Annotated in this window: 23 protein-coding genes; 6 read left to right on the plus strand and 17 right to left on the minus strand. The window is 72.0% G+C overall.

What is annotated here, in order from left to right:
* Positions 1 to 46: 46 nt before the first annotated feature.
* Positions 47 to 631, plus strand: coding sequence for a TetR/AcrR family transcriptional regulator (locus AB0L06_RS24650; protein ID WP_500233429.1), 585 nt, complete (start codon positions 47 to 49; stop codon positions 629 to 631).
* Here AB0L06_RS24650 and AB0L06_RS24655 read toward each other — a convergent pair.
* From AB0L06_RS24655 to AB0L06_RS24710, 12 genes are all read right to left on the minus strand, one after another.
* Positions 591 to 1,778, minus strand: coding sequence for an MFS transporter (locus AB0L06_RS24655; protein WP_500233430.1), 1,188 nt, complete (start codon positions 1,776 to 1,778; stop codon positions 591 to 593). The genes AB0L06_RS24650 and AB0L06_RS24655 overlap by 41 nt on opposite strands.
* Before the next feature lie 46 nt (positions 1,779 to 1,824).
* Positions 1,825 to 3,393: an ABC1 kinase family protein gene (locus tag AB0L06_RS24660; RefSeq protein ID WP_500233431.1), complete on the minus strand. Its 1,569-nt coding sequence runs from the start codon at positions 3,391 to 3,393 to the stop codon at positions 1,825 to 1,827.
* A gap of 72 nt (positions 3,394 to 3,465) precedes the next feature.
* Positions 3,466 to 3,819: a polyhydroxyalkanoate synthesis regulator DNA-binding domain-containing protein gene (locus tag AB0L06_RS24665; RefSeq protein WP_500233432.1), complete on the minus strand. Its 354-nt coding sequence runs from the start codon at positions 3,817 to 3,819 to the stop codon at positions 3,466 to 3,468.
* Between the two features lie 76 nt (positions 3,820 to 3,895).
* The gene (locus AB0L06_RS24670; RefSeq protein WP_500233433.1) at positions 3,896 to 4,327 is read right to left on the minus strand and encodes a hypothetical protein; all 432 of its coding nucleotides are present in this window, start codon (positions 4,325 to 4,327) and stop codon (positions 3,896 to 3,898) included.
* 383 nt (positions 4,328 to 4,710) lie between these two features.
* The gene (locus tag AB0L06_RS24675; RefSeq protein WP_500233434.1) at positions 4,711 to 4,884 is read right to left on the minus strand and encodes a rubredoxin; all 174 of its coding nucleotides are present in this window, start codon (positions 4,882 to 4,884) and stop codon (positions 4,711 to 4,713) included.
* On the minus strand, positions 4,881 to 5,216 hold the full coding sequence (locus tag AB0L06_RS24680; RefSeq protein ID WP_500233435.1) for a rubredoxin: 336 nt from the start codon (positions 5,214 to 5,216) through the stop codon (positions 4,881 to 4,883). The genes AB0L06_RS24675 and AB0L06_RS24680 overlap by 4 nt, the downstream gene beginning before the upstream one ends.
* Positions 5,102 to 6,250, minus strand: a complete 1,149-nt coding sequence (locus tag AB0L06_RS24685) for an alkane 1-monooxygenase (RefSeq protein ID WP_500233436.1) — start codon at positions 6,248 to 6,250, stop codon at positions 5,102 to 5,104. Before AB0L06_RS24685 ends, AB0L06_RS24680 begins: the two co-directional genes overlap by 115 nt.
* Positions 6,241 to 6,909: a transmembrane-type terpene cyclase gene (locus AB0L06_RS24690; protein WP_500233437.1), complete on the minus strand. Its 669-nt coding sequence runs from the start codon at positions 6,907 to 6,909 to the stop codon at positions 6,241 to 6,243. Before AB0L06_RS24690 ends, AB0L06_RS24685 begins: the two co-directional genes overlap by 10 nt.
* Before the next feature lie 4 nt (positions 6,910 to 6,913).
* Positions 6,914 to 7,846 (minus strand): SDR family NAD(P)-dependent oxidoreductase, encoded by a 933-nt coding sequence (locus AB0L06_RS24695; RefSeq protein WP_500233438.1) that lies wholly within the window; start codon positions 7,844 to 7,846, stop codon positions 6,914 to 6,916.
* A gap of 45 nt (positions 7,847 to 7,891) precedes the next feature.
* On the minus strand, positions 7,892 to 9,121 hold the full coding sequence (locus AB0L06_RS24700) for a beta-ketoacyl-[acyl-carrier-protein] synthase family protein (RefSeq protein WP_500233439.1): 1,230 nt from the start codon (positions 9,119 to 9,121) through the stop codon (positions 7,892 to 7,894).
* A complete protein-coding gene (locus tag AB0L06_RS24705; protein WP_500233440.1) occupies positions 9,118 to 9,375 on the minus strand; it encodes a phosphopantetheine-binding protein in 258 nt (85 codons plus the stop codon). Before AB0L06_RS24705 ends, AB0L06_RS24700 begins: the two co-directional genes overlap by 4 nt.
* Positions 9,372 to 11,756 carry a hypothetical protein gene (locus AB0L06_RS24710; RefSeq protein ID WP_500233441.1) on the minus strand — a complete coding sequence of 795 codons (2,385 nt, stop codon included), beginning with the start codon at positions 11,754 to 11,756 and terminating at the stop codon, positions 9,372 to 9,374. The genes AB0L06_RS24705 and AB0L06_RS24710 overlap by 4 nt, the downstream gene beginning before the upstream one ends.
* 304 nt (positions 11,757 to 12,060) lie before the next feature.
* Here AB0L06_RS24710 and AB0L06_RS24715 point away from each other — a divergent pair, with 304 nt between their 5' ends.
* Positions 12,061 to 13,239, plus strand: coding sequence for an acyl-CoA dehydrogenase family protein (locus tag AB0L06_RS24715; protein WP_500233442.1), 1,179 nt, complete (start codon positions 12,061 to 12,063; stop codon positions 13,237 to 13,239).
* Positions 13,240 to 13,286: 47 nt separating this feature from the next.
* A complete protein-coding gene (locus AB0L06_RS24720) occupies positions 13,287 to 14,222 on the plus strand; it encodes an oxidoreductase (protein ID WP_500233443.1) in 936 nt (311 codons plus the stop codon).
* A gap of 34 nt (positions 14,223 to 14,256) precedes the next feature.
* On the opposite strand, the gene AB0L06_RS24725 is transcribed toward AB0L06_RS24720, so the two are convergent.
* From AB0L06_RS24725 to AB0L06_RS24735, 3 genes are all read right to left on the minus strand, one after another.
* Entirely contained in the window at positions 14,257 to 15,726 is a 1,470-nt protein-coding gene (locus tag AB0L06_RS24725) for a glycosyltransferase family protein (RefSeq protein ID WP_500233444.1), read from the minus strand.
* A gap of 118 nt (positions 15,727 to 15,844) precedes the next feature.
* Complete coding sequence (locus tag AB0L06_RS24730; RefSeq protein WP_500233445.1) at positions 15,845 to 16,459, minus strand: histidine phosphatase family protein; 615 nt, start codon at positions 16,457 to 16,459, stop codon at positions 15,845 to 15,847.
* A 59-nt stretch (positions 16,460 to 16,518) separates the two neighbouring features.
* The gene (locus AB0L06_RS24735) at positions 16,519 to 17,760 is read right to left on the minus strand and encodes a PEP/pyruvate-binding domain-containing protein (RefSeq protein ID WP_500233446.1); all 1,242 of its coding nucleotides are present in this window, start codon (positions 17,758 to 17,760) and stop codon (positions 16,519 to 16,521) included.
* A gap of 59 nt (positions 17,761 to 17,819) precedes the next feature.
* Between AB0L06_RS24735 and AB0L06_RS24740 the strand changes: the two genes are divergently transcribed.
* Both AB0L06_RS24740 and AB0L06_RS24745 read left to right on the plus strand, forming a co-directional pair.
* Positions 17,820 to 18,215, plus strand: coding sequence for a DNA-binding protein (locus tag AB0L06_RS24740; RefSeq protein WP_500233447.1), 396 nt, complete (start codon positions 17,820 to 17,822; stop codon positions 18,213 to 18,215).
* Entirely contained in the window at positions 18,212 to 18,847 is a 636-nt protein-coding gene (locus AB0L06_RS24745) for a transcriptional regulator (protein ID WP_500233448.1), read from the plus strand. Before AB0L06_RS24740 ends, AB0L06_RS24745 begins: the two co-directional genes overlap by 4 nt.
* 93 nt (positions 18,848 to 18,940) lie before the next feature.
* On the opposite strand, the gene AB0L06_RS24750 is transcribed toward AB0L06_RS24745, so the two are convergent.
* Entirely contained in the window at positions 18,941 to 20,569 is a 1,629-nt protein-coding gene (locus AB0L06_RS24750; RefSeq protein WP_500233449.1) for an acyl-CoA dehydrogenase family protein, read from the minus strand.
* A gap of 176 nt (positions 20,570 to 20,745) precedes the next feature.
* On the opposite strand from AB0L06_RS24750, the gene AB0L06_RS24755 reads away from it, so the two are divergent.
* On the plus strand, positions 20,746 to 21,381 hold the full coding sequence (locus AB0L06_RS24755) for a DUF1707 SHOCT-like domain-containing protein (RefSeq protein ID WP_500233450.1): 636 nt from the start codon (positions 20,746 to 20,748) through the stop codon (positions 21,379 to 21,381).
* A 25-nt stretch (positions 21,382 to 21,406) separates the two neighbouring features.
* On the opposite strand, the gene AB0L06_RS24760 is transcribed toward AB0L06_RS24755, so the two are convergent.
* Complete coding sequence (locus AB0L06_RS24760; RefSeq protein WP_500233451.1) at positions 21,407 to 21,670, minus strand: DoxX-related protein; 264 nt, start codon at positions 21,668 to 21,670, stop codon at positions 21,407 to 21,409.
* Positions 21,671 to 21,672: the final 2 nt, after the last annotated feature.

Here is a 21,672-nt window from a genome sequence, read left to right on the forward strand (position 1 = left end):
CAACGGACACTCTGTCTCCACCCGGGACGCGATGTACGCTCTGCGTGTGCCGAAGTTGTGGGACGAGACGATCGACGCGCACCGTTCAGCGGTCCGCGACGCGGCCCTGGACGCCACGGCCGCGCTGGTGGCCGAGCACGGGCTGGTCATGCTGACGATGTCGCAGATCGCCGAGCGGGCGGGCATCGGGCGCGCGACGCTCTACAAGTACTTCCCGGACGTCCAGGCGGTCCTGAGCGCCTGGCATGAACGGCAGGTCAACGCCCATCTCCGGCAGGTGGACGAGGTCGCCGACCCGAACCTGCCGCCCGGTGCCCGCCTGGAGGCGGCGCTCCTGGCGTACGCGCTGACCCCGCAGGGCGCGCACGGGCGCCACGACGACGGCCTGGCCGTCCTGCTGCACGGCGGCGAGCACGTCCAGCAGGCGCTGCACCGCCTGCACGCCTTCTTCCGGGATCTGATCGACGAGGCCGCCCGCGCGGACGAGGTCCGTGACGACATGGACCCCGGCCAGCTCGCGACCTACTGCCTCCATGCCCTCACCGCGGCCCGCGGCACCTCCGACCAGGCCGCCGTCCAACTGGTGAGCCTCACCATGTCCGCCCTCCGCCCCCAGGCCCCGCCCGCCTGACGCCCGGGACGGCCGGCAGGACGACGACCGGCGCGAGCGCGAGATACCCCCACCCGAGGGTGAGGGCCGCCGCGACCGCGGCCACCAGCAGCGGGCCTCCGGCGTCGCCGAGCTCCCGTCCGAGTTCGGCCGTCCCCATCGTCCGGCCGAGGTGTTCCGGTGGGGTCGAGGCGGCCAGCGCGGTGAACCCGAGCGGCGTGACCAGGCCCGTCCCGACCCCGATGAGGACGGCGGCGGGCAGGAGCGGGACGGCCCCGGGCAGCGCCGCGACCGCGAGCCCCGCACCGGTGATCCCGAGCCCGGCGGACAGGCCGGCGCGCATGGTGATCCGGCCCGCGTCCAGAGCCCGTCCCGCCCAGGGCTGCACGACCGCGGCGGACGCGGCGAGCACCGAGATCACCGCCCCTGTGACCAGCGGTGTCAGCCCGACGGACGCGCCCGACAGGGGGAGGAACCCGACGCCCGCCGACAGTGCCGCCGTCGCCGCGGCCAGCGCCGCCACCGGCCTGAGGAACGCGCCGTTCCCCAGTCCCCGGACCAGGTCGACCACGGTCTGCCGCGCCCTCGGCAGCGGCGGAACGGACGGCACCGCCAGCGCGGCCCAGACCGTCACGCCGACCGACAGCCCGGCCAGCACGCCGAACAACAGCGTCAGCCCGCCAAGCCAGACCAGGACGCCTCCGAGCAGCGGCCCGGCGGTGTACCCGATGCTCTTGAAGAACCCGTAGGACCCGAACGCCCTGCCGTGCCCGGTCCGCGGATGCAGCCGCGCGACCAGCGCGGACGCGGCGGGCGAGAACGCCGAGGCCGCCGCCCCCTGCCCCAGCCGCGCCGCCCACAGCCACCCGGGATCGCGCACCACCACGAACAGCGCCGACGCCACGGCGAACGCGGCCAGCCCGCCCAGCAGCACCGGACGGGCCCCGACCCGATCCGACAGCGTCCCGAAGACCGGCTTGAGCACGACCTCGGCGCCGTCGTACAGCGCCAGCAGCAACCCCAGGTACAGCACGGACCCCTTCAGATCCGGATCGCCCTGCCCCAGGTTGGCCGCGATGCCGTGCGCACCGAACGCGGTGGTGAACCCCGCCGCGTACAGCGGCCATGTCCGTCGTGCCGTCCTGCGCGGAGGGGGCTGATCGGTCATGCAGCCGTTTCTACTACCCCTCCGACGAGCCGTCCCGGCGAGAGCGTCAGTGTTCTGTGCGCGCCTCACGTCCTGAACTCGGAAGCAGGTCCGGGCATCGCCGCTTCGCCAGGCGCCAGAGGGCGACCCCGGCGACGACGGTTCCGGCCACCCGGAGCTTCTTGCGAAGGTTCAGGGCCTCGCTGATGCCGGGCTCGCCCTTCTGGCGGAGATACCCCATGCGGACGGTGAACTCGCGGTTGGTGACGTCCCGGAGGAAGGCGCGCAGCTGCTCGGGCGCCACCGTCGTGCCCATGAGCAGGTCGAGCGTCGTGCGCGCCGCCGCGATCTCGGAGAGGGAGGAGCGGACCTGGTCGAACATGATGTTGCGGACCTCCTCCTCGAAGATCTCGGTGGCGCTGAGCTCGGGGGCCAGGTAGCGGACGGAGCCCTCGAGGTTGGCGAAGGACTTGCCGAGCAGCGCGATGAGGGGGCTGGTCTGGATGCCCCGGCGCGCCGCGTACCGGAGCATGTTCGTCAGGGCCACGCCGAAGTTCAGCTCCGCCAGGGACGCCGACGCGATCTTCGGGATCAGCGCCGAGGCGTCCCCGCAGAAGGCCGGGACGTCCGCCCAGGGGGTGGCCTTGCCGAGTTCGAGCCAGGCGCGGGCCACGCCGGCCCCGTCCTCGTGCGCCATCGCCAGCAGGATGGACATCAGGGTCATGCTCATCCGCCGGTCGATGCGGCCGACCATCCCCCAGTCGATCAGGGACGCCTTGTGCCCGGAGGCCACGAAGATGTTCCCGGGATGCGGGTCGGCGTGGAAGAACCGGTCGGTGAGGTAGCCGCGGTAGCCGAAGGCCAGCAGGTCGCGGCCGATCCCCAGGCGCTCCTCCTCGGTGAGGGTCGCCGGGTCCACGTCCCGGATGGAGCAGCCGGGCGCGAGCGTCTGCGCCATGACCCGGGGCGTCGCGAAGATCACCTCGGGGACCTCCAGGTGCTCGAACCCGGCGATGAGCTCCTGGGCGCGTTCCATGTTGGCGGCCTCGACGGTGAAGTCCAGCTCCGACTCCATCGCGTCGAAGACGACGTTCAGGGTGGCCTCGAGGTCCATCACGGTGTTGAGGTCGCGCGCGGCCCGGGCCACCCAGCGGACGAGCCTGCGCGCCATCGCCATGTCGTCGAGGACCAGGGCGCGGATGTCGGGCCGCTGGATCTTCAGGACGCCGCGGGTCCCGTCCTGCAGGATCACCTCGTAGACCTGGGCCAGCGAGGCGGAGCCCAGCGGCTCGCCGTCGGCGACCTTGGCGAAGCGGCTGCTCCAGTCGGGGCCCAGCGCGTCCACCAGCACCGGCTCGAACACCGAGAAGGGCGCCGGGGACACCGTGTCCTGCAGGTGGGCGAACTCGGCCATCATCTCGGGGGAGACGATGTCGGGCCGCGTCGACAGCATCTGCCCGAGCTTGATGTAGAAGGGGCCCAGCCGCTCCAGGGCCAGCCGGATCGTCCTGGCGCGCCGCTGTTTGACCTCGCTGGGGGACGCGCCGCGTTCGCCGCGCGAGGTCAGCCGGGAACCCTCCTCCGCGACGATCTGGAACAGGACCTTGCCGACGGCGCGCATGCGTCGTGTGGTCACCGGCTCTCCATCGGATCTCCCTGGGCGGCCGGCCCGCGTCGCCCGTCCGGCCGGCTCGACATGGTGGCGCGATCAGTGCTTCCGGCGGGCGCCCGCGCCTCCGAGGAAATCGGTGGCCCCCGACAGGATCTGGCGGGCGGTCGCGAACAGGTCGCCGCCCGAGGCGGACAGGGTCTGCGGGGGCAGCGACGTGCGGAGCACCTCCAGCAGCACCTCGTGGGTGCAGTCGGTGCCCGTCTCGCCGTGCCGGACGCGGAACTGGCGTCCGGCCTTCACCTCGTCGCCCAGCTCCTTCAGGGCGATCCGGCGCCGCTCGTCCAGGTCGTACAGATCTCCGTCCGGCTCGAGGCGCAGCCGCCGGACGTGCGGGCGCCTCCGGTCGGACGTCGCCTCCCGTTCCCGGGGACGCCCCGCCTCCTCGGGCATCTCAAGGTCCCTCTCGTGCCGAACCGCCGGCCTGCCGGCCCCCGTTCAGGGGCCGGGGAGAGCCGGACGGTCGTCGTCAGCCGTTCCCCGATCGGGACACGGCCTTCTTGCGCTCGCCGGCGACGGCGGTGCCCGGGGAGGCGTGCTCCGCCAGGGCCCGGACCTGCTTGGCGAGTTCGAGGAGGTCCTCGTGCAGGTCGCTGACCATGTCCACGAGGTCGTCCACGTCGTCGTCGCGGTCGTCCCGGTCGCGGTCGCGGTCCCGGTCGTCCCAGTCGCGGTCGTCGCGGCGGCGTCGCCGCCCGCGGCGCGAGCTGTCGGAGCGGTCCTCGACGAGCCTGGTCAGGGCGTCGCGCGTGGAGTTCTCCACGTCCCGGGTGCGGTCGAGGTTGTCGTCCATGTAGTCCTTGACGTCGTCGAGGACGTCCTGGACGAGGCTGGTCATCCCGGTGCGCCTTCGGGAGCGGCCGGAACGGCTCCGCCGGTTGTCGTCGCGATAGGTGGGCATTGGACTCTCCCTTGTGCGGCCGCGCCGCGGGTGTCGCCTGTCGGACCGGCGCCGCGTGCTCTGCGAGAGAAGCGCGGTCGCTGTTCTTGTGGCTTCGCTCGCCGCTCATCGTCGTCGACGAGTTCTTTTGTCCGGTGATGGGCCGAGATTTATTTTTGCGAGGCCGGTCCGGCTTTGCCGGATTCCGGAGGGTGGCCCTCGGTGCCGCTTCCGAGGATAGGGTGGCCGGGCGTCAACATGGCATGACCAGGGACGATGCAAGATGCTTACCGTCGGACCATATTCGGCGGTGTCCCGACAGGGTCGTGTGTTGCCCATGATCTCCCTTCTTTGGGCGACCGGGATGGGAATTTGAGTGTCCCGTGACCCGAATGCGGTTTCCGTCAGCCGCAAGAGATCTCGATCATCTCGAAGTCGGCCTTTTCCGTGCCGCAGTCGGGGCAGCGCCAATCGTCCGGGACGTCCTCCCAGCGGGTGCCGGGGGCGATGCCTTCGTCGGGCCAGCCACTGGCTTCTTCATAAATGAAGCCGCACATCACGCATTGCCAGGTTCTCATGATGGTTCACGGCCCAGATTCACCGGTGGCTCCCCGGTCGTTTCGCCGAGTGACCCTCCGACCGTCTCGGCGAAGTCGACCTTTTCGCGGACGCCGCAGTCGGGGCAGCACCAGGTGTCCGGCACTCCGGCCCAGGCGGTTCCGGGAGGGAAGCCTTCCCGTGGTTCACCTGCGCGTTCGTCGTAGGTGTACTCGCAGACGGGGCACTGGAAGCGGCTCATGCGCGGTACCTGCCGTGGAGGCCGGGCTGGATATTGGCGAGGTCGGGATCGCCGCCGTAATGCGCGAGGACGCGTTCGTCCATGATTCTGCGCCAGAGCGGCGGAATCCATGCCAGCAGCGTCATCGTGGGATATCCGGCGGGCAGTTCGGGGGCTTCGTCGACGTGCCGGAGCGCCTGGTATCGGCGGGTCGGATTGGCATGGTGGTCGCTGTGTCGCTGCAGGTGATAAAGGAGCACGTTGGACGCGAGGTTGTTGCAGTTCCAGCTGTGCCGCGGCGCGCAGCGCTCGTAGCGTTCGCCGCCGGCCTTCTGCCGTAGCAGCCCGTAATGCTCGATGTAGTTGATCGTTTCGAGCAGCGAGAATCCCACGACCGCCTGCAGAAGAAGGTAGGGCAGGATTCCCGGGCCGAACACGGCCATGAGCGTTCCGAAGAGGACGAGCGTCATCGCCCAGGCGTTCAGGACGTCATTGCGCACGGTCCAGGGACTTCGTCCCGTACGCGCGAGGCGCCGCGACTCCAGGCCCCACGCGGAACGCAGGCTTCCCCACACCGTGCGCGGCCAGAACCGCCAGTACGTCTCACCGAGCCGGGCACTCGCCGGGTCCTGCGGCGTGGCGACGCGGACGTGGTGGCCGCGGTTGTGCTCGATGAAGAAATGGCCGTACGCGGTCTGCGCCAGCGCCACCTTCGACAGCCAGCGCTCCACCGAGTCCTTCTTGTGTCCGAGTTCGTGCGCGGCGTTGATGCCGTTGCCGCTGACGAACCCGGTGGTGAACGCGAGCCCGAGCTTGTCGGCGGTCGAGAGGCCGCCGCGGGACCACAGGTAGCAGGCCATGACCAGGCCCGCGTACTGGAGCGGGAGATAGAGGTAGGTGCACCAGCGGTAGTAGCGCTGCTGCTCCAGCCAGGCCAGGAGGGCGTCGGGCGGATTGCCCGGGTCCTTGCCGACCGCGTGGTCGATCCACGGGAAGGCCGAGTACAGCAGGAGGAGCTCGGACCACCAGAAGAAGCCCATCCCGGTCGCGTTCGCCAGTGCCCAGGCCAGGAACGGGAACGCGGGGACGAACAGGCCGAGCAGCCACAGGTACTTCTTCCCGTCCCGCCATGTCGCCGGCGACGCCGCCGGAGCCGTCAGAGCCATGCCAGCTGCTCCTTCTCGGAGTCGGCCTGGACGGCGGCGCGGTGCGTCACGCGGTGGAGCGCGATCGCGTAGGCGATGTCGAGGACGGCGACGGCGACGAACAACACGTACAGCACGGGCCGTCCGCTCGACGTCGTGGAGGCCGTGTTCACGCTGAACGCGAGGGCGAGGGAGGCCGCCCCGAGGAACTTGGCGATCGCGATCGGCATGCTCTGGCCGCGTCCGTCCTGGCGGGCGTACAGCATCGCCAAGAACATCGCGCTCATCATCAGGTTGGCGAGGAACGTCGCGTAGATGCCGTACGGGTCGTCCAAAGCCCTGTTCAGGGTGTGCACCAGCGGGATCGCGACCGCGTAGGACGCGGCGACGATTGCATAGAAGAGCCAGGCGGGAAGGCGTGGGAACTCGCGCGGGCCGTACCGCAGCGTCTGCGCGAGCAGGACCATGTCGAGCAGGAACATGCCGATGATCCCGGCCCGCAGCCCATGGGGGTATCCGCCCAGGAACAGCAGTTCCCAGGACGAGTTGGCCACCAGCGCCGCCAGCGGCATGCCGTAGGTGCGGTCGCGGGCGTTCCGCCACGCGACCAGGACGTAGGCCACGGTCCAGAACCCGCCGCTGGCCAGGAGCAACGGCACGAACCACGGAGACTCGCTCATGGGATCACCCGGACCCGTCCCGGGAGGGGCGGGCCGGCTGCAGCCCGGCGCCCGCCGCGCCGCCGGCCAGGGGCACCTGCCTGTTCCGGACGGGATCGACGCTGCGCGACATGACCCGCTCCATCGTCCTGGGGAAGAGCAGGTCCGACAGGCGCGCGGCGAGGCCCACCGGGTGGCTGATCCGCGCGGGCCGGTGGACGACCGCGTGGGCGATCACCCGCGCGGCCGACCGGGCCGACATCGCGGAGTTCTGGTTGATGCCTCCCCGCGCGCTCATGTCCGTCCGCACGAGCGGCATGTTGATGATGGTCCAGCGGACCCCGTCGCCGCGCGTCTCGGGCGCGGTCGACCGGGCGAACGCCTCGAAGGCCGCCTTCGAGGCCAGATAGCCGGCGAAGTGGGGGAGCGCCCCGATCTGGGTGCCGAAGGTGGAGACGTTCACGATGTGCCCGCCACCGCGGGCCCGCATGTCGGCGAGGAGCGGCAGCGTGAGCCGCAGCGCGCCGAGGAAGTTCAGCCGGACCTGCCGTTCGATGTCGTTGAAAGGGTCGCGGGAGTTGGCCAGGGCCCGCCGGATCGAGTGCCCGGCGTTGTTGATGAGGAGGTCGGCCCCGCCCATCTCGAGGATCTGCGTGGTCAGCCGCGCGGTCTGGTCGGGATCGGTCAGGTCGCACGGGCACACGTGCACGGACGCCCCGTCGATGCCCTCGGCGACCTGGGCGAGGCGGTGGGCGCGCCGGGCGACCAGGACCACCTCGGCCCCCGCGTTGCCGAGCAGGAGCGCGGTCTCCCGGCCGATCCCCGACGACGCCCCGGTCAGCACCACCCGTTTCCCGGCGACCACCGACCGCAGCGAGCGCGGACGGCGCAGCCTGTGGAACTGGCGCCGGGGCGTGCATTCCCAGGTCGTCCGCCAGAAGAGATCTCCGACATCCATGTGCACATCCTTGGAGGGGGTGGGCCGGGCGGGGCGCCCGTGCGGTCAGGGCCGGGTGAAGGCGAGGACGACGTTGTGCCCGCCGAAGCCGAAGCTGTTGGACAGGGCGGCCGTGACGTCGTGGTCGCGCGGATCCGGGCCCACGAGGTCCAGTTCGAAGGCCGGGTCGGGTCGTTCGAGGTTGAGGGTCGGCGGCAGGATCCCGGTGCCGATCGCCTGGACCACCGCGATCGCCTCGATCCCCCCGGCGGCCCCGAGGGAGTGCCCGGTCTGGGACTTGGTCCCGGAGACCGGGACCCGCCGGCCGCGGTCCGCCAGGGCCGTCGTGATCGCCAGGGCCTCGGCGGCGTCGCCCAGCTGGGTGCTGGTGCCGTGCGCGTTGACGTAGGAGACGTCGTCCGGGGCGAGCCCGGCCCGCCGCATCGCGATCTCGATGGCACGGCCCGCTCCGCTGCCGTCCGGACGGGGCGCCACGACGTTGTAGGCGTCGCAGGTCCGTCCGTATCCGGCGAACCGGGCCTTGACCGTGGCGCCCCGGGCCGAGGCGTGCTCCTCGGACTCCAGGATGAGCATCCCGGCGCCCTCGGCCAGCACGAATCCGTCCCGGTCGGGGGAGAACGGCCTGCTCGCGGCGGCCGGGTCCGTGACCCTGGCCGACAGGGCGTGGTGGGCGCGCAGCGAGCTGATCATCTCGGGGAAGACCGGCGCCTCCGAGCCGCCCGAGACGACGATGTCGGCCTCGCCGTTGGCGATCATCTGGTGGGCCACCGCGAGGGCCTCGCCTCCGGCGGCGCACGCCAGCGACGAGCAGGTGACCGGGCCGGACAGCCCGTACTGGATGGCGATGCCCGCGGCGATCGCGTTGCTCATGACCCGGGGGACGCCGCCCCGCGACCGGCGGCCCCCCTCGTCCCAGGCGGCCCGCCAGATGGCCGCGAGGGACTCCAGGTTTCCCGCGCCGGTGCCGACCGAGATCCCGAACCGGGTGAGGTCGAGCTTCTCGAGCTCGAGCCCGGCGTCCCTGATGGCGAGGTCGGTGGCCACGATCGCGAGCTGGACGGTCCGGTCCATCTTCGCCTGGAGCCGTGCGGGCAGGGCCATCGACTCCGGGAGGTCCACCTCGCCCGCGATGCACGGGCCCAGCTCCTCCGGCCCGAACCGGGTGACGCCCCGGATGCCGTTGCGCCCGGTCACCTGCCCCTCGTGGAAGTCCGCCGCGCCGATCCCGATGGGGGTGACGGGGCCCAGCCCGGTCACCACCACGGCGCGGCTCACGGCATGGCCTTTGCCGGCGCGGCCTCCTGCATGACGCTGATGACGTCGGCGACGGTGCCGACCATGGAGAACCGCCCGGGGTCGATGTCGAGGGCGAAGCGCTCCTCGACGTCGGTGAGCAGGTCGTAGGCGTCGATGGAGTCGAGGGCGAGGTCCTCGCGCAGGCTCGCCTCGGGAGTGATCAGGCTCCGCTCGACGCCGAGCCGGTCGGCGAGGATGGACTGGACGGTGTCCAGCGCTTCCTGTGCGTTCATGTCGATCCCTTTCCTGGATGGGTGGCGGCGTGCCAGCCGCGCTCCGACGGCAGGTACAGCCCGTCGCCGTCGCTGGTGTGGGTGAGCGGGACGGAGTAGAGGTTGACCGTCGCGGGGGCGAGCAGCTGGTCCGCCAGGGACCGCCGGTCGACCCGGTCGAGGTGGCGGTGGTGGATCCGGGCGCGGCCCAGGTCGTGCGTCCACTCGGGTTCGAGCCGGTGCACGACCGTGGTCTGGTGGAAGTCCGGTTCGCGGTTCCGCGCCTCCTGGTAGGTGCGGATGAGGGAGTGGGCGCCGTTGAACAGCGTGAAGACGCTGAGGTTGCCGTCCAGGGAGGCGTGCTCGTACCGGATCTGCTGGACGAGGGTGGGCGTGATGTCGGGGACCAGCGCCGCCGCGCCGTCCCCGATGAACGCCAGGACGTTCCCCGGGCGGGTCAGGGCGATCGCCGGGAGGGCCTGGAGCGCGTCCCCCATCAGCGCCCGGCCGTACCAGCCGGAGTAGCCGGGGCCGGTGCGGGCGATGTTGCGGATGGCGGCGATCCCGCCCCGTCCCACGTCGTACACGCCGGTGTAGCGGTATCCGTGCGAGGCGATGAGCTCGCGGACGACCGCGTCCACCTCGTGGCAGAACACACCGGTCGTCATGGGCCTGGTCGGCAGGACGGCCGACGGGTCGCCGTGGTCGCGGACGGTCTCGACGGCGTGCCGCCGCATCGCCAGGACCTTCGGGTCGACGTCCAGGCGTTCGGCCAGCCGGTGGAGGAACGCGCCGACGGGGGCGCACACCGGCAGGCCGGCGGCCGGGGCCAGGTGCTCCCGCCGCCGGGTCACCTGCACGACGAGCGGATGCCGGCCGAGCACCGACTCGCTGAAGGGGCTCGAGATCTCGGCGATCCGGCTGCCGAGGAAGAACAGCGCGAGGTCGGGCCGGAGCCGCCGGGTCGCCGGGTCGATCATGTAGTCGTACACCCGCGACGTGAAGCCGTAGAGGCCCAGCGTGCCGAGGTAGGCCGGAACCCGCTCGCCGCCCGTGAAGTGCGAGACCGCGCCCGGACGGGTGAGCGAGTCGGCCAGCGCCGCCCCGGCCTCGCGGGCCACGCGCAGCAGCAGCGGCCGGTCCTCCGGCTCGACGGCGCCGACCTGCCACAGCAGCCGGACGGGACCGTTGTTGACCAGGTCGACGACCTCGTCCAGCGGACTCTCGCGCACGACCGCGCGGGCCGGAGCGGGTTCGTCCGGGACCGGCGGCGGGTCGGCGCGATGCTCCAGGACGCTGTGGGTGACCAGCAGCACGACCGGGCCCTCGTCGGCGTCGTACGCGGCGAAGGCGTCCCGGAGCATGGCGTCGAGGTCCCTGGCGCGGTCCAGGTAGAAGACCTTCAGGCGCTTGGCGCGCAGGACCTCGCGGGAGTCCTCGTGCGCGTGGACGGTGCCCTGGAACGGCGCCCACCGGTCCGCGGGAGACTCCGCGCCGACGATGAAGCCGCGGGCCCGGGCGTCCCGTAGGTTGGCGAGGGTCCCCTTGAACTCGTCCAGCATGCCGCTGGTGACCACGATGAGGAACGGCGCCCGGTCGAGGATCCACCGGGCGAGCGCCCCGCAGGCCAGGCCGTGCTCGCCCGGGGCGCGCAGAACGGGGTTGCCGCGTTCGCCCGCCAGCCTCTCCAGGTCGGAGATGATCCCGGACACCACGGTGCCGGTGTAGGGGTGCAGGCCCCATGACCGGCCCGAGCGCGCGGACAGGAAGGCGGCGAGCCCGCGCGCCAGGGTGGCGGCCGGGAGCTCGGCGGCCGCGATCGCGAGCTGTGCGACGCGGGTCTCGATGTGGTCCGCGACCGCCGCGACGGCGTCGCAGGCCAGATGCCAGCCGGACGCGGGACGGTCGCGGACGGTGAAGGGCGCGACGACCTGCGCGCCGGCGTCGTGCGACGGGTCGCGGTACAGCCGGACCCCGAAGGGGGACAGCTCGGGCCGCCGCTCGGACGGCCAGGACGCGACCGCCTCGATCACGGCGTCGGCGTGCGCCTGGTCCGCGCCGTCCTCGGCGGGGCCCGGCGGGGTGAACACCAGGAGGACCTCGACGGACCGTCCGCCGGTGAACAGGCCGGGCACCGCCGCCAGCGAGTCGGCGAACTCCACGTCGATCCGCAGCTTCGGGACGCGCTCCTCGACGAAGCACCGGACGCGGCCGGCCACGTCGAGGAAGCGGCCGTCCCACCGCCAGGACGCGCCGGAGGCCGTGTCCGCCTCCTCGTTCACGTCCCCTGTGGCGGGCACGACGCTCAGGAGCGCGTCACCCAGGATCCGCCGTTCGCCGGGGCCCGCCCCGACGCACACGACCGTGAGCCGCCTGTCCCCGCGTCGCGCGTTACCGCTCATTTTTGTGACCGTCCCGACCACGGGAATTGCGATGCGGAGAGGGGGATATCGTTCCCCTCGGCCAAGGGGAGAATGCTCTTACTCGATGAGTCAGGGTCATTGAACTCCTGCCGTAAGAGTGTCCCTGGCGCCGCTATCCAGGAAAGGGGGAAAGCCTGGAGTCAGGCAAGTGACTCATAGTAAGTAGTGCGTCACTTGATGTGACTGCCGCTCTACTGGAAGGAGAGTTCCGCTGCCAGACGGCCGTTGATCTGATGGGGAACGCGGCGCCCGATCCCGTCTTCCTAGTGCCGCTGGAGGAAGAGTGACGACGAAGAGCCCCTGGAACACCGACGAGCGTGTCGCATTGCGCGCCTTGGCCCGGGATTTTACCGAGCGCGAGATCGTTCCCAATCTGGCGCAGTGGGAAGACGCTGGAAAACTGCCACTCGAACTCCATCGCAAGGCGGCCGAGACCGGGCTGCTGGGCGTCGGATGGCCCGAGGAGGCGGGCGGCTCGGGCGGTGAGGTCTTCGACGTCCTGATCGTGTTCGAGGAGATCATCCAGGCGGGCGGTTCGGGCGGCCTGCTCGGCGCGCTGTACACCCACGGCATCGCCCTGCCGAACATCATCGCCTCCGGCAGCAAGGACCTGGTGGAGCGGTACGCGAAGCCGACGCTGGCGGGGGAGCGGATCGGCGCGCTCGCCGTCACCGAACCGGGCACCGGGTCCGACCTGGCGAACCTCCGCACCACCGCCGTGGCGGACGGCGACCACTACGTGGTGAACGGCGCGAAGCTGTTCATCACCTCGGGCGTGCGGGCCGACTTCGTGACCGCGGCGGTGCGCACCGGCGGGCCCGGCGCGGCGGGCATCTCCCTGCTCGTGATCGACAAGGACACGCCGGGGTTCGTGGTCTCGCGGTCGCTGCGCAAGATGGGCTGGGACTGCTCCGACACCGCCGAGCTGGCGTTCACCGACGTGCGGGTGCCGAGGGCCAACCTCGTCGGCGCGGAGGGCACGGGCATCCTGCAGATCGCGCAGAACTTCGTCACCGAGCGCCTGGGCCTGGCCGCGCAGGCGTACGCGACCGCGCAGCGCTGCCTGGACCTGACCGTCCAGTGGGTGCGGCAGCGCGAGACGTTCGGCGGCCTGCTGGCGTCGCGGCAGCTCGTCCAGCACAAGATCGCCGAGATGGCCCGGCAGGTGGACGTGGCGCGCGCCTACACCCGGTCGGTCGCCGAGCGGTACGTGGCGGGCCAGGACGTGCTGACCGAGACGGCCTTCGCCAAGAACACCGCCGTCTACGCGGTCGAGCACGTGGTCCACGAGGCGGTGCAGCTGTTCGGCGGCATGGGCTACATGCGCGAGTCGGAGGTGGAGCGGCACTACCGCGACGCGCGCCTGCTGGGCATCGGCGGCGGCACCACGGAGATGATGAACGAGATCGTCATCAAACGGCTCCGGATCGAACCGCGCCGTGTACGGGCACGCTCGGCATGAGGAACCCGTCCTGAGGAACCCGGCCCGGACCGCCTGAGGAGGCTGCCGTGGAGCGATGGACCATCGACGACGTCCCCGACCAGACCGGTCGCACGTTCGTCATCACCGGCGCCAACAGCGGCCTGGGGTTCGAGACGGCCCGAGCGGTCGCCCGGCGCGGCGCCCACGTGGTGATGACGGCCAGAAACCACGTCAAGGGCGCGTCCGCCGTGGAACGGCTGCGGAGCCTGGTGCCGCGGGCCTCGGTGGAGTACCGGCTGCTCGACCTGGCCGACCTGGACTCGGTCCAGGAGTTCGCCGAGGCGCTCACGTCCGGCCCGCCCGGCGACGTCCTGGTGAACAACGCCGGGGTGATGTGGCCGCCGCGCACCCTCACCCGGCAGGGGTTCGAGCTGCAGTTCGCCACCAACCATCTCGGGCACTTCGCGCTGACCGCCCGGCTCCACGACTGGCTCGAGGTGTCCGCGGACCAGGGCCGGGACGTCCGCGTCGTCACGGTCACCTCGGTCCTGCACCGGGGCGGGCGGATTCAGCGCGGCAACCTGGCCGGCGAGCGCTCGTACTCGCCGACCGCCTTCTACGCGCAGTCCAAGTTCGCCAACGTCGTGTTCGGCCTGGAGCTGGACCGCAGGCTCAGGGCGGTCGGCTCGCCGATCCGCAGCGTGCTCGCCCACCCCGGCTACGCCGCCACCAACCTGCAGACCAGCGGCCCGACCGGGATGCGCAAGCACGTCTACCGGGTGCTCAACGTCGTGCTGGCCCAGCAGAGTGATCGCGGCGCGTGGAGCCAGCTGTACGCCGCGACCGACCCGGACGTCGAGGGCGGGCAGCTGATCGGCCCGGACGGCCCGGGGGAGATGCGCGGCCGTCCGACGGTCGTCCAGCCGGCGCTGCGCGCCCGGGACCCCGAGACCGCCCAGGAGCTCTGGACGCTCTCGGAGAAGCTCACCGGCCTCCCGTTCCCGGTGGACAGGTCCAGGTGACCCCGCGAGGGCCATGCCGACCCTGGAGGTGAGATCAGGCGCGCGGCGAGACGTACGCCCTGAACCCGCGAAGCCCGTAGCGCCCCGAAAGGCGATGCGCCGGCCAGGCGCGGGCGTAGGAAGGCGGTTTGCCCCCCGGCCCGATCAGCACCGCGACCGGCTGCCGTCCCGAGAGCGCGACCAGGCCGCGGACGGTGATGGACGTGTTGGGCCCCACCGTCTGCGCCCAGGCGCAGCGGGCCTGATAGGACACCGGCGCGGCCTGGTCCCCGGTCAGGGTGCACGGCGACCGGACGCCGAGCCCGTTCAGATCCCGGGCGATCCGGACGTAGTCACCGTGGGAGTGCCGCGTGCTCGTCGTCATCCGAGCCAGGACCAGCTGCTGGATGCCCAAGTGCGCCAGAAGGCCGACCGTGGCCAGACCCACCAGCCACGGCCGCGCCCGCGCCGGTGTCCGGGTCGCCAGCCACCACAGCCCCAAGGCGACGGGGACGGACAGCAACGCATACGTGGGCAGCATGAACCGGGGCGCCGCATAGTCGATCATCAGCAGGTACGGCACCGAGATCGCCGCCGCGCACAGCGTCGGCATCAGCGCCCGCGACAGGCGTCCGGACGCGCGGGCCGTCACCAGCCCGCCCAGGACGGCGAACGGCAGCACCGCCCACCAGGCGGCGGCCGGACGATGCCGCCAGGCCCGGTGGCAGGGGCGGCACAGCTCCGGCCCGTTCAACGCGCGCAGCTCGTCGTCCAGCGCGAAATGCAGGCCCATCCCGCCCTCGACCCGGCTCGACACGTGCAGCCGCTGCGGAACGCCACCGAACCGGACGTAGGCCTCCACCACCCACTCGGCCGCCCCGATCCCCAGCCCGGCGAACATGACGGCCACCAGCAGGGGCCGTCGCCACGCCCGCACCACCAGCACGGCGGCCAGCAGCGGAAACGCCAACCACGCGGCGTCCAGCGGACGCATCAACGCGGTGAACCCGAGACTCAGGGCCAGCCCGACCAGTGCCCACCGGTCACCGCCGTCGTCCGCCGCGCGCAGGAAGAAGCCGACCGCGGCCAGCGCGCCGAAGGCGACCCACAGGTTCGGCATGGCCTGCGAGCCGCTGATCAGCGTGATCCACAACCCGGCGAACAGCACCGCGGTCAGTGCCAGCGCGCCCGGCGGCAGCAGCCGCCGCCAGATCCACAGCGTCCCCGCGAGCGCCAGGCTCGACAGCACCGCCAGATAGACCCGCAGCGCCGCCGAGGAGAAGGTGACCTGGGCGATCGGCGCGACCAGAAGGGTGATGCCCCGCGCCCGCGGGGCGCTGAAGTACCCGGCGGGCACATACGGACTGAACTGGCTGACGTACAGCGACTCGTCCCACCCGAGCGGAATCCGTGTCGAGACCAGCAGCAACTGCGCCACCAGGAACCCCACCCCGGCACACACCACCACCAGCCGCGCGCGGGCCCCGGACGCCACCGGCCCCACGAACCGAGAACGCAGATGCATCGGACACGCCTCACGATCACGACGAACGAAGCAAGCCTCTGCATCTTTCAAGGCCGAGCCCCCCGAATCGCGCCCCCACAAGGACGGGTTCAGTCGCGTCTCGGCAAAGAAACCCCCTTCACGGTCTGAGGTGTTCGGGGAACCCGGTCCAGCGCAGGGCGGCCGGGAGGTGACTCATGTCGTTGAACATCACGATCGTGGGCGGCAGGCCGGTGCGGTACTCAATGATCGTCAGTGCGGTGTTGGCGCTGTTCAGCCCGAGCCACCGGGATGGCGGCGCGTCCAGCGCGTCCCGGAGCAGCCACGCGATGGGGTAGGCGTGCGTCACCAGGACCTCGTGTACTTCGGGCCGGCCCCTGTGCGTGGCCGTGTCGGGGACCTTCGCGAACCGGGCGACCAGGGCCTCGGCGAGCCGCAGGCCCGCCGCCGCCTCGGCATCGTCGTATCCGTCGAAGAAGCCGGCCCAGGACGGGGGTGTTTCAGCCGCACCGGGGACGTAGGGCACGTGGTCGACGAGTTCGGCAGCCTCGGCCACGGGAACGTTCGGCAGGTGCCGGGCGAGTTCGTGCGCGCTTGCTTCGGCGCGTGGCAGCGGAGAGTGCCACACGGCGTCGACCGGCACGTCGGCGAGCCGTTCGCCGAGCAGGCCCGCCTGCCGGCGCCCGATGTCGGTGAGTTGTCCGAACGCGTCGGCCGCGCCGTGTCGTGCCAGGTAGAGGACTCGGGTCGTCATCAGCGGTCAGGGATCGGTCCGTGCGGGACCGCTTCCCCACTCCTTTCGAAATGCGTCGGTCACACGCTCGTCGGCGTGACGGTGCCGGCGGTGCCGTCGATGGTGATGGCGGCGTCGTCGCGGAGCACTTCCGTGGCGTTCGGGACGCCGAGGACGGCGGGGATGGCGAGCTCGCGAGCGACGATCGCGGCGTGGGAGAGGACACCTCCGGTCTCGGTGACGACGCCGGCGGCGATGCGCAGCAGCGGCGTCCAGGCGGGGTCGGTGAAGGGGCAGACGAGGATGTCGCCCGGGCGCACCTGCGCGAAGTCGCCGGGACCGCGGACGATCCTGGCTGCGCCGGCCACGGTTCCGTGGCTGCCCGGTGTTCCGGTGAGTGCGGCGGAACGGGTGTCCGAGGAGCCGGAAGACGACGGTGGAGGCGAGGCGGTGACCGGCCGCGCTTGCAGAACCCGGACGCGGCCGTCGGCGATCGCCCACTCGATGTCCTGCGGTGCGCCGAGGACGACGGCGATCTCCTTGCCCAGCGCGGCGAGGTGCGCGGCGGTCGCGTCGTCGATCGTGGGTCGGCGCCGGGCACGGGTGGGCACGTCGCGAACGACGAGCCGCGTGCCGCGCCGGTCGAGCCGGGTCCGTTTGTCCGCGACGGCGCGTGTGATCGACCCGTCCTCGGCGACGCGATAGGCGTCAGGGGTGACCGTGCCGCCGACGATGCTGGGGCCGAGGCCCCAGGACGCCTCGATCTCGGTCGCGTCGTCGGGGCCTGGGGGTGTGAACATGACCCCGGACACGTCCGCGTCCAGGTGGCGTTGGACGATGACGGCCATCGCGAGATCACCGGACGGTTGATCCTCGCAGCCGGAGGTACTCCGGTAGCCGATGGCGCGTGGAGACAGCAGCGAGGCCCAGCAGGCGCGTATGGCACGGGCGACCTCGCTGACCCCGTGCACGGCGAGAAAGCTCTCGTACTGACCGGCGGCCGATGCCTGACCGGTGTCCTCGTTCGCGGCCGACGACCGTACCGCCACGGGCGGGTCGCCGATCTCGTCGAGCGCGCGCCCCAGCGCGTCGAACACGGCGGCGTGGAGTGGACGATCCTGGATCGCCCGCCGTGCCGCGTCAGGATCGTCCGGCTCCCCGGCGAACCGCCCGAGACCCAGGTCGCCGGCGGCGGCCGAGTAGGCGGCGAACGGGACGACGAAGCCGTCCGGAACCGGCAGACCCGCGCGGAGCAACGCGCCGAGGGCGGCGGCCTTGCCCCCGCAGGTATCGGCGGCGGCCTCTTCGAGGGGGACGATCACCGAGCCCGCCTTTCAACAGTTCGTTGACAACGTTTTGTTGATTGTGCATCCTGAGTCGCATGCCCCGCAAGCAGGACATCGCTCGAACCGCGCACGCCGACCACGTCCAGGCCGAGCGTGAGCGGGACGCTCGTGAGCGTCTACTGGGCCTGGGCGCGGACGCGCTCGACGCCCGTCCGTGGCGCCCCTCACCCGCCCCGCCGTCAGCGGTCGACCTCGTGCAGTTCGCCGTCTGGCGCAACGCCGACCTGGACGGGGAGGACATCCTGAGCGCGCTCGCCCTTCTGCCCGGCGCACGCTCCGAGGTCGAGGCACTCGAATCCGCCCTGGTGTTCATGGCCCGTAGCGCGGGACTGACCTGGGCACAGATGGCGCACGCCTTGGGATTCAATTCCCCGCAGGCGTGCCAGCAGTGGTACACCCGCCTGGCGGCACGACAGGACGCCGACTCATGACGCGGAACTCTCCGCTCGACCTCCTGGTTCTGCACGCCGTGCGCATCACCGGATTCGCGGACACCCCCGTGGTCGCCCATCGGTACGGACTCGAGGTGTCCGAAACGAAAGAGGTACTGCGCGAGGCGCAGGCGCGTGGCTGGATCGAGCACGCCGCGTTCGCCGGCACCGAAGGCTGGTCGTTGACCGAGGCGGGCCGGGCCGAGAACGAACGCCTGCTCGCGGCCGAACTCGCACGCGTCGGCGGCGCCGACGAGGTCCGTGACGCCTACCGCGGGTTCCTCCCGCTGAACGCCCTCCTGCTGCAGGCCTGCACCGACTGGCAACTCCGGCCCGCCGCGGGCGGACGGCTCGCCGTCAACGACCACTCCGACCCCGCCTGGGATGCCGGAGTCCTCCACGAGCTCACCGGCATCGACCGCGCGCTCACGCCACTCGCGGACCGGCTCGGGAACGTTCTCACGCGGTTCCGGGGATACGACCGACGATTCACCGCGGCCCTGGCGCGCGCCCGAGCCGGGGAGGGCGCCTGGGTCGACCGCACCGACGTCGACTCATGCCACCGTGTCTGGTTCGAGCTCCACGAAGACCTCATCGCGACGCTCGGTCTCGACCGGCACGCGGAACCCTGACCCCCGCACTCGGCCACCCCGCGCCACGATTCGCCGCCGGGGTGGGCGCGCTCCGAACGGAGCGCGCCCACCCCGGCGGCGGTGCGGACGCGGTCAGTCGATCTTGGGGGTGGCGCGGTCGATGAGGGGGGTGAGGTCGAGGCCGGCGGGGAGGGTGCCGAAGGCGAGGCCCTGGTCGCCTGCGAGGCGGGTGGCGCAGAAGGCGTCGGCGACCGCGGGGTGGCCGTGGCGGACGAGGAGGGAGCCCTGGAGGATGAGGGCGAGCTGCTCGGCGATGCGGCGGGCGCGGAGTTCGACGGTGTCGAGGTCGGTGAGGGCGTCCTTGGTGCGGCGGACGGCGTCGTCGAGGCGCGCGTCGGCGCCGACGGCGAGGCCGACCTCGGTGAAGAACGCCTCGACGGTCTCGGGCTCCTTGGCCATCGCGCGCAGGATGTCCAGGGCGGCGACGTTGCCCGAGCCCTCCCAGATGGAGTTCAGGGGGCTCTCGCGGAAGAGGCGGGGCATGCCGGAGTCCTCGACGTAGCCGTTGCCGCCGAGGCACTCGAGGGATTCGGCGGCGTGGGACGGCCAGCGCTTGCAGACCCAGTACTTGCTGACGGCCAGGGCGAGGCGCTTGAAGGCGGTCTCGGACGCGTCGCCCCGGACGGAGCGGTCGGTGGCCCCGGCCAGGCGCATCATCAGGACGGTCGCGGCCTCCGACTCGAGGGAGAGGTCGGCCAGGACGTTGCGCATCAGGGCGTGCTCGGCGAGGTACCGGCCGAAGGACTTGCGGTGCGCGGCGTGGTGGGCGGCCATGGCGACGCCCGCGCGCATCCCGGACGCGGCGCCGATGACGCAGTCCAGGCGGGTCATGTTGACCATCTCGATGATGGTCCGGACGCCGCGTCCCTCCTCGCCGACGCGGTAGGCGACCGCGTTCTCGTACTCGATCTCGGACGAGGCGTTGGACTTGTTGCCGAGCTTGTCCTTCAGCCGCATCAGGCGCAGCGGGTTCAGGGCGCCGTCCGGCAGGACGCGGGGGACGAGGAAGCAGGTCACGCCCGCCTCGGTCTGCGCGAGGGTGAGGAACAGGTCGCACATCGGGGCGCTGGTGAACCACTTGTGTCCGACGAGCGTGTACGTGCCGTCCGCCTGGAGGGTGGCGCGGGTGGTGTTCGCGCGGACGTCCGAGCCGCCCTGCTTCTCGGTCATCGACATGCCCGCGAGCAGGGCGTTCTTGGTGAGCGGGGCGCGCAGTCCGTAGTCGTACCCGGGCTTGGCGAGCAGCGGCTCGTACTGTGCCGCGAGCTCGGGGGACTGGCGCAGTGCCGGGACGGACGCGTAGGTCATCGAGATCGGGCAGCCGTGACCGGCGTCCACCCGCCACACGTAGAACTTGGCCGCGCGGGCGACGTGCGCGCCGGGACGGTCGTCCGCCCAGGGGGCGCCGTGCAGGCCGTGCGTGACGGCGACGTTCATCAGCTCGTGCCAGGACGGGTGGAACTCGACCTCGTCCACGCGGTTGCCGAAGCGGTCGTGGGTGCGCAGGACGGGCGGGTTCTCGTTGGCGAGCCGTCCCCACTCCTGGGCCCGCTCGGTGCCGGCGAGGACGCCCAGCTCGTGGACCTCCGGGGCGGCCCAGCCGGCGCCCTCGCGGGCGAGGCCGTCGAGCAGCGCGGGGTCGTCCGCGACGTCGTGCCCGATCATCGGCGGGACCTGGTTGAACACCTCGTGGGTCGGCACGGCGGGCTCCTCACGGACGGGCGGACGGGCGCGGACACCTTCGACCTTACATAATTGGGTCAGGCGTAGGGAAGGTGTAGTACGCGTCCGGGCGACCCGGATCCTCCCCGAGGGCGGGGTGGATCTCGTCCCCCCGGTGGATTGCTGGGCGGTTCCGGGGGCATAACGTCGGAAGCATGAGTCAGCCCACCCCGCAGCCGGCGCGGACTCCCGCCACCCCGCCGTCCCAGCGGCCCCCGGACCAGGGTCCGGAGCAGGGGATCCGCGCCTCGGACGCCGAGCGCGAGGCGGTGGTCGAACATCTCCGCGTCGCCTCGGTCGAGGGCAGGCTGACGTTCGCGGAACTGACCGAGCGCACGGAGGCCGCCTACGCGGCGGTCACCCGCCCGGCCCTGGAGGCGGTCGTCGCCGACCTGCCGGGCATGGGCGCGCCGGGCGCCGCGCCCGCCCCACTGCTGAAGACCCGCCGGTTCAGCGCCGTCCTCGGCGACGTCACCGAGCGGATCGTCGGGCGCATCGACGACGAGCTGGAGATCCTGGCCGTCCTCGGGGACGTCAAGGTGGACCTGCGCGCCGCCCACGTGCCGACCGGCGCGGTCAGCGTCGTGGCGAACGCGGTGCTCGGGGACGTCACGGTGATCGTCCCGGCCGGGGCCGTGGTGGAGCTGACCGGGCACGCCGTCCTCGGCGACCGCCGGGTGTCGGCGCGCGAGGCCCCGGCGGGCCCGCACGTCCCGGTCGTCCGGGTCCGGGCCAACGCCTACCTCGGCGACATCAAGATCGTCGACGAGGAGCCGGCCTCCTGGTGGTAGGAGACCGGCCCGTCGATCACAGGGATCAGGCGGCGTTCTGGCGGTGGTAGGCGACCCGCGCGCCCAGCCAGCCGAAGTACGCGGCGGTGCCGACCAGGCCCGCCTTGCGCGTCCGCTTCGCGGTGAGGGCGAGGCCGAGGGCCACCTCGGTCGCGCCGTTCCGCTTGATCCAGGTCGCGGTGTCCCGCGGGAAGCCGGCCCGGGAGATCGGCTCGAAGACCTTGGGCGCGGCGAAATGGGCGGCGCCGGTGGCGGCCAGGGCGATTCCGGCCTTGCGGAGCAGAGCCATGG

Source organism: Spirillospora sp. NPDC052269, assembly GCF_040679435.1.
Taxonomy (GTDB): Bacteria; Actinomycetota; Actinomycetes; order Streptosporangiales; family Streptosporangiaceae; genus Spirillospora.

Coding starts and splice junctions, on each gene's coding strand:
- AB0L06_RS24755 (WP_500233450.1), top strand. CDS start 20,746: ATGAGTCAGCCCACCCCGCAGCCGGCGCGGACTCCCGCCACCCCGCCG.
- AB0L06_RS24760 (WP_500233451.1), bottom strand. CDS start 21,670: ATGGCTCTGCTCCGCAAGGCCGGAATCGCCCTGGCCGCCACCGGCGCC.
- AB0L06_RS24730 (WP_500233445.1), bottom strand. CDS start 16,459: ATGACGACCCGAGTCCTCTACCTGGCACGACACGGCGCGGCCGACGCG.
- AB0L06_RS24725 (WP_500233444.1), bottom strand. CDS start 15,726: ATGCATCTGCGTTCTCGGTTCGTGGGGCCGGTGGCGTCCGGGGCCCGC.
- AB0L06_RS24670 (WP_500233433.1), bottom strand. CDS start 4,327: ATGCCCACCTATCGCGACGACAACCGGCGGAGCCGTTCCGGCCGCTCC.
- AB0L06_RS24665 (WP_500233432.1), bottom strand. CDS start 3,819: ATGCCCGAGGAGGCGGGGCGTCCCCGGGAACGGGAGGCGACGTCCGAC.
- AB0L06_RS24745 (WP_500233448.1), top strand. CDS start 18,212: ATGACGCGGAACTCTCCGCTCGACCTCCTGGTTCTGCACGCCGTGCGC.
- AB0L06_RS24685 (WP_500233436.1), bottom strand. CDS start 6,250: ATGGCTCTGACGGCTCCGGCGGCGTCGCCGGCGACATGGCGGGACGGG.
- AB0L06_RS24705 (WP_500233440.1), bottom strand. CDS start 9,375: ATGAACGCACAGGAAGCGCTGGACACCGTCCAGTCCATCCTCGCCGAC.
- AB0L06_RS24695 (WP_500233438.1), bottom strand. CDS start 7,846: ATGGATGTCGGAGATCTCTTCTGGCGGACGACCTGGGAATGCACGCCC.
- AB0L06_RS24655 (WP_500233430.1), bottom strand. CDS start 1,778: ATGACCGATCAGCCCCCTCCGCGCAGGACGGCACGACGGACATGGCCG.
- AB0L06_RS24690 (WP_500233437.1), bottom strand. CDS start 6,909: ATGAGCGAGTCTCCGTGGTTCGTGCCGTTGCTCCTGGCCAGCGGCGGG.
- AB0L06_RS24675 (WP_500233434.1), bottom strand. CDS start 4,884: ATGAGAACCTGGCAATGCGTGATGTGCGGCTTCATTTATGAAGAAGCC.
- AB0L06_RS24680 (WP_500233435.1), bottom strand. CDS start 5,216: ATGGATTCCGCCGCTCTGGCGCAGAATCATGGACGAACGCGTCCTCGC.
- AB0L06_RS24740 (WP_500233447.1), top strand. CDS start 17,820: ATGCCCCGCAAGCAGGACATCGCTCGAACCGCGCACGCCGACCACGTC.
- AB0L06_RS24710 (WP_500233441.1), bottom strand. CDS start 11,756: ATGAGCGGTAACGCGCGACGCGGGGACAGGCGGCTCACGGTCGTGTGC.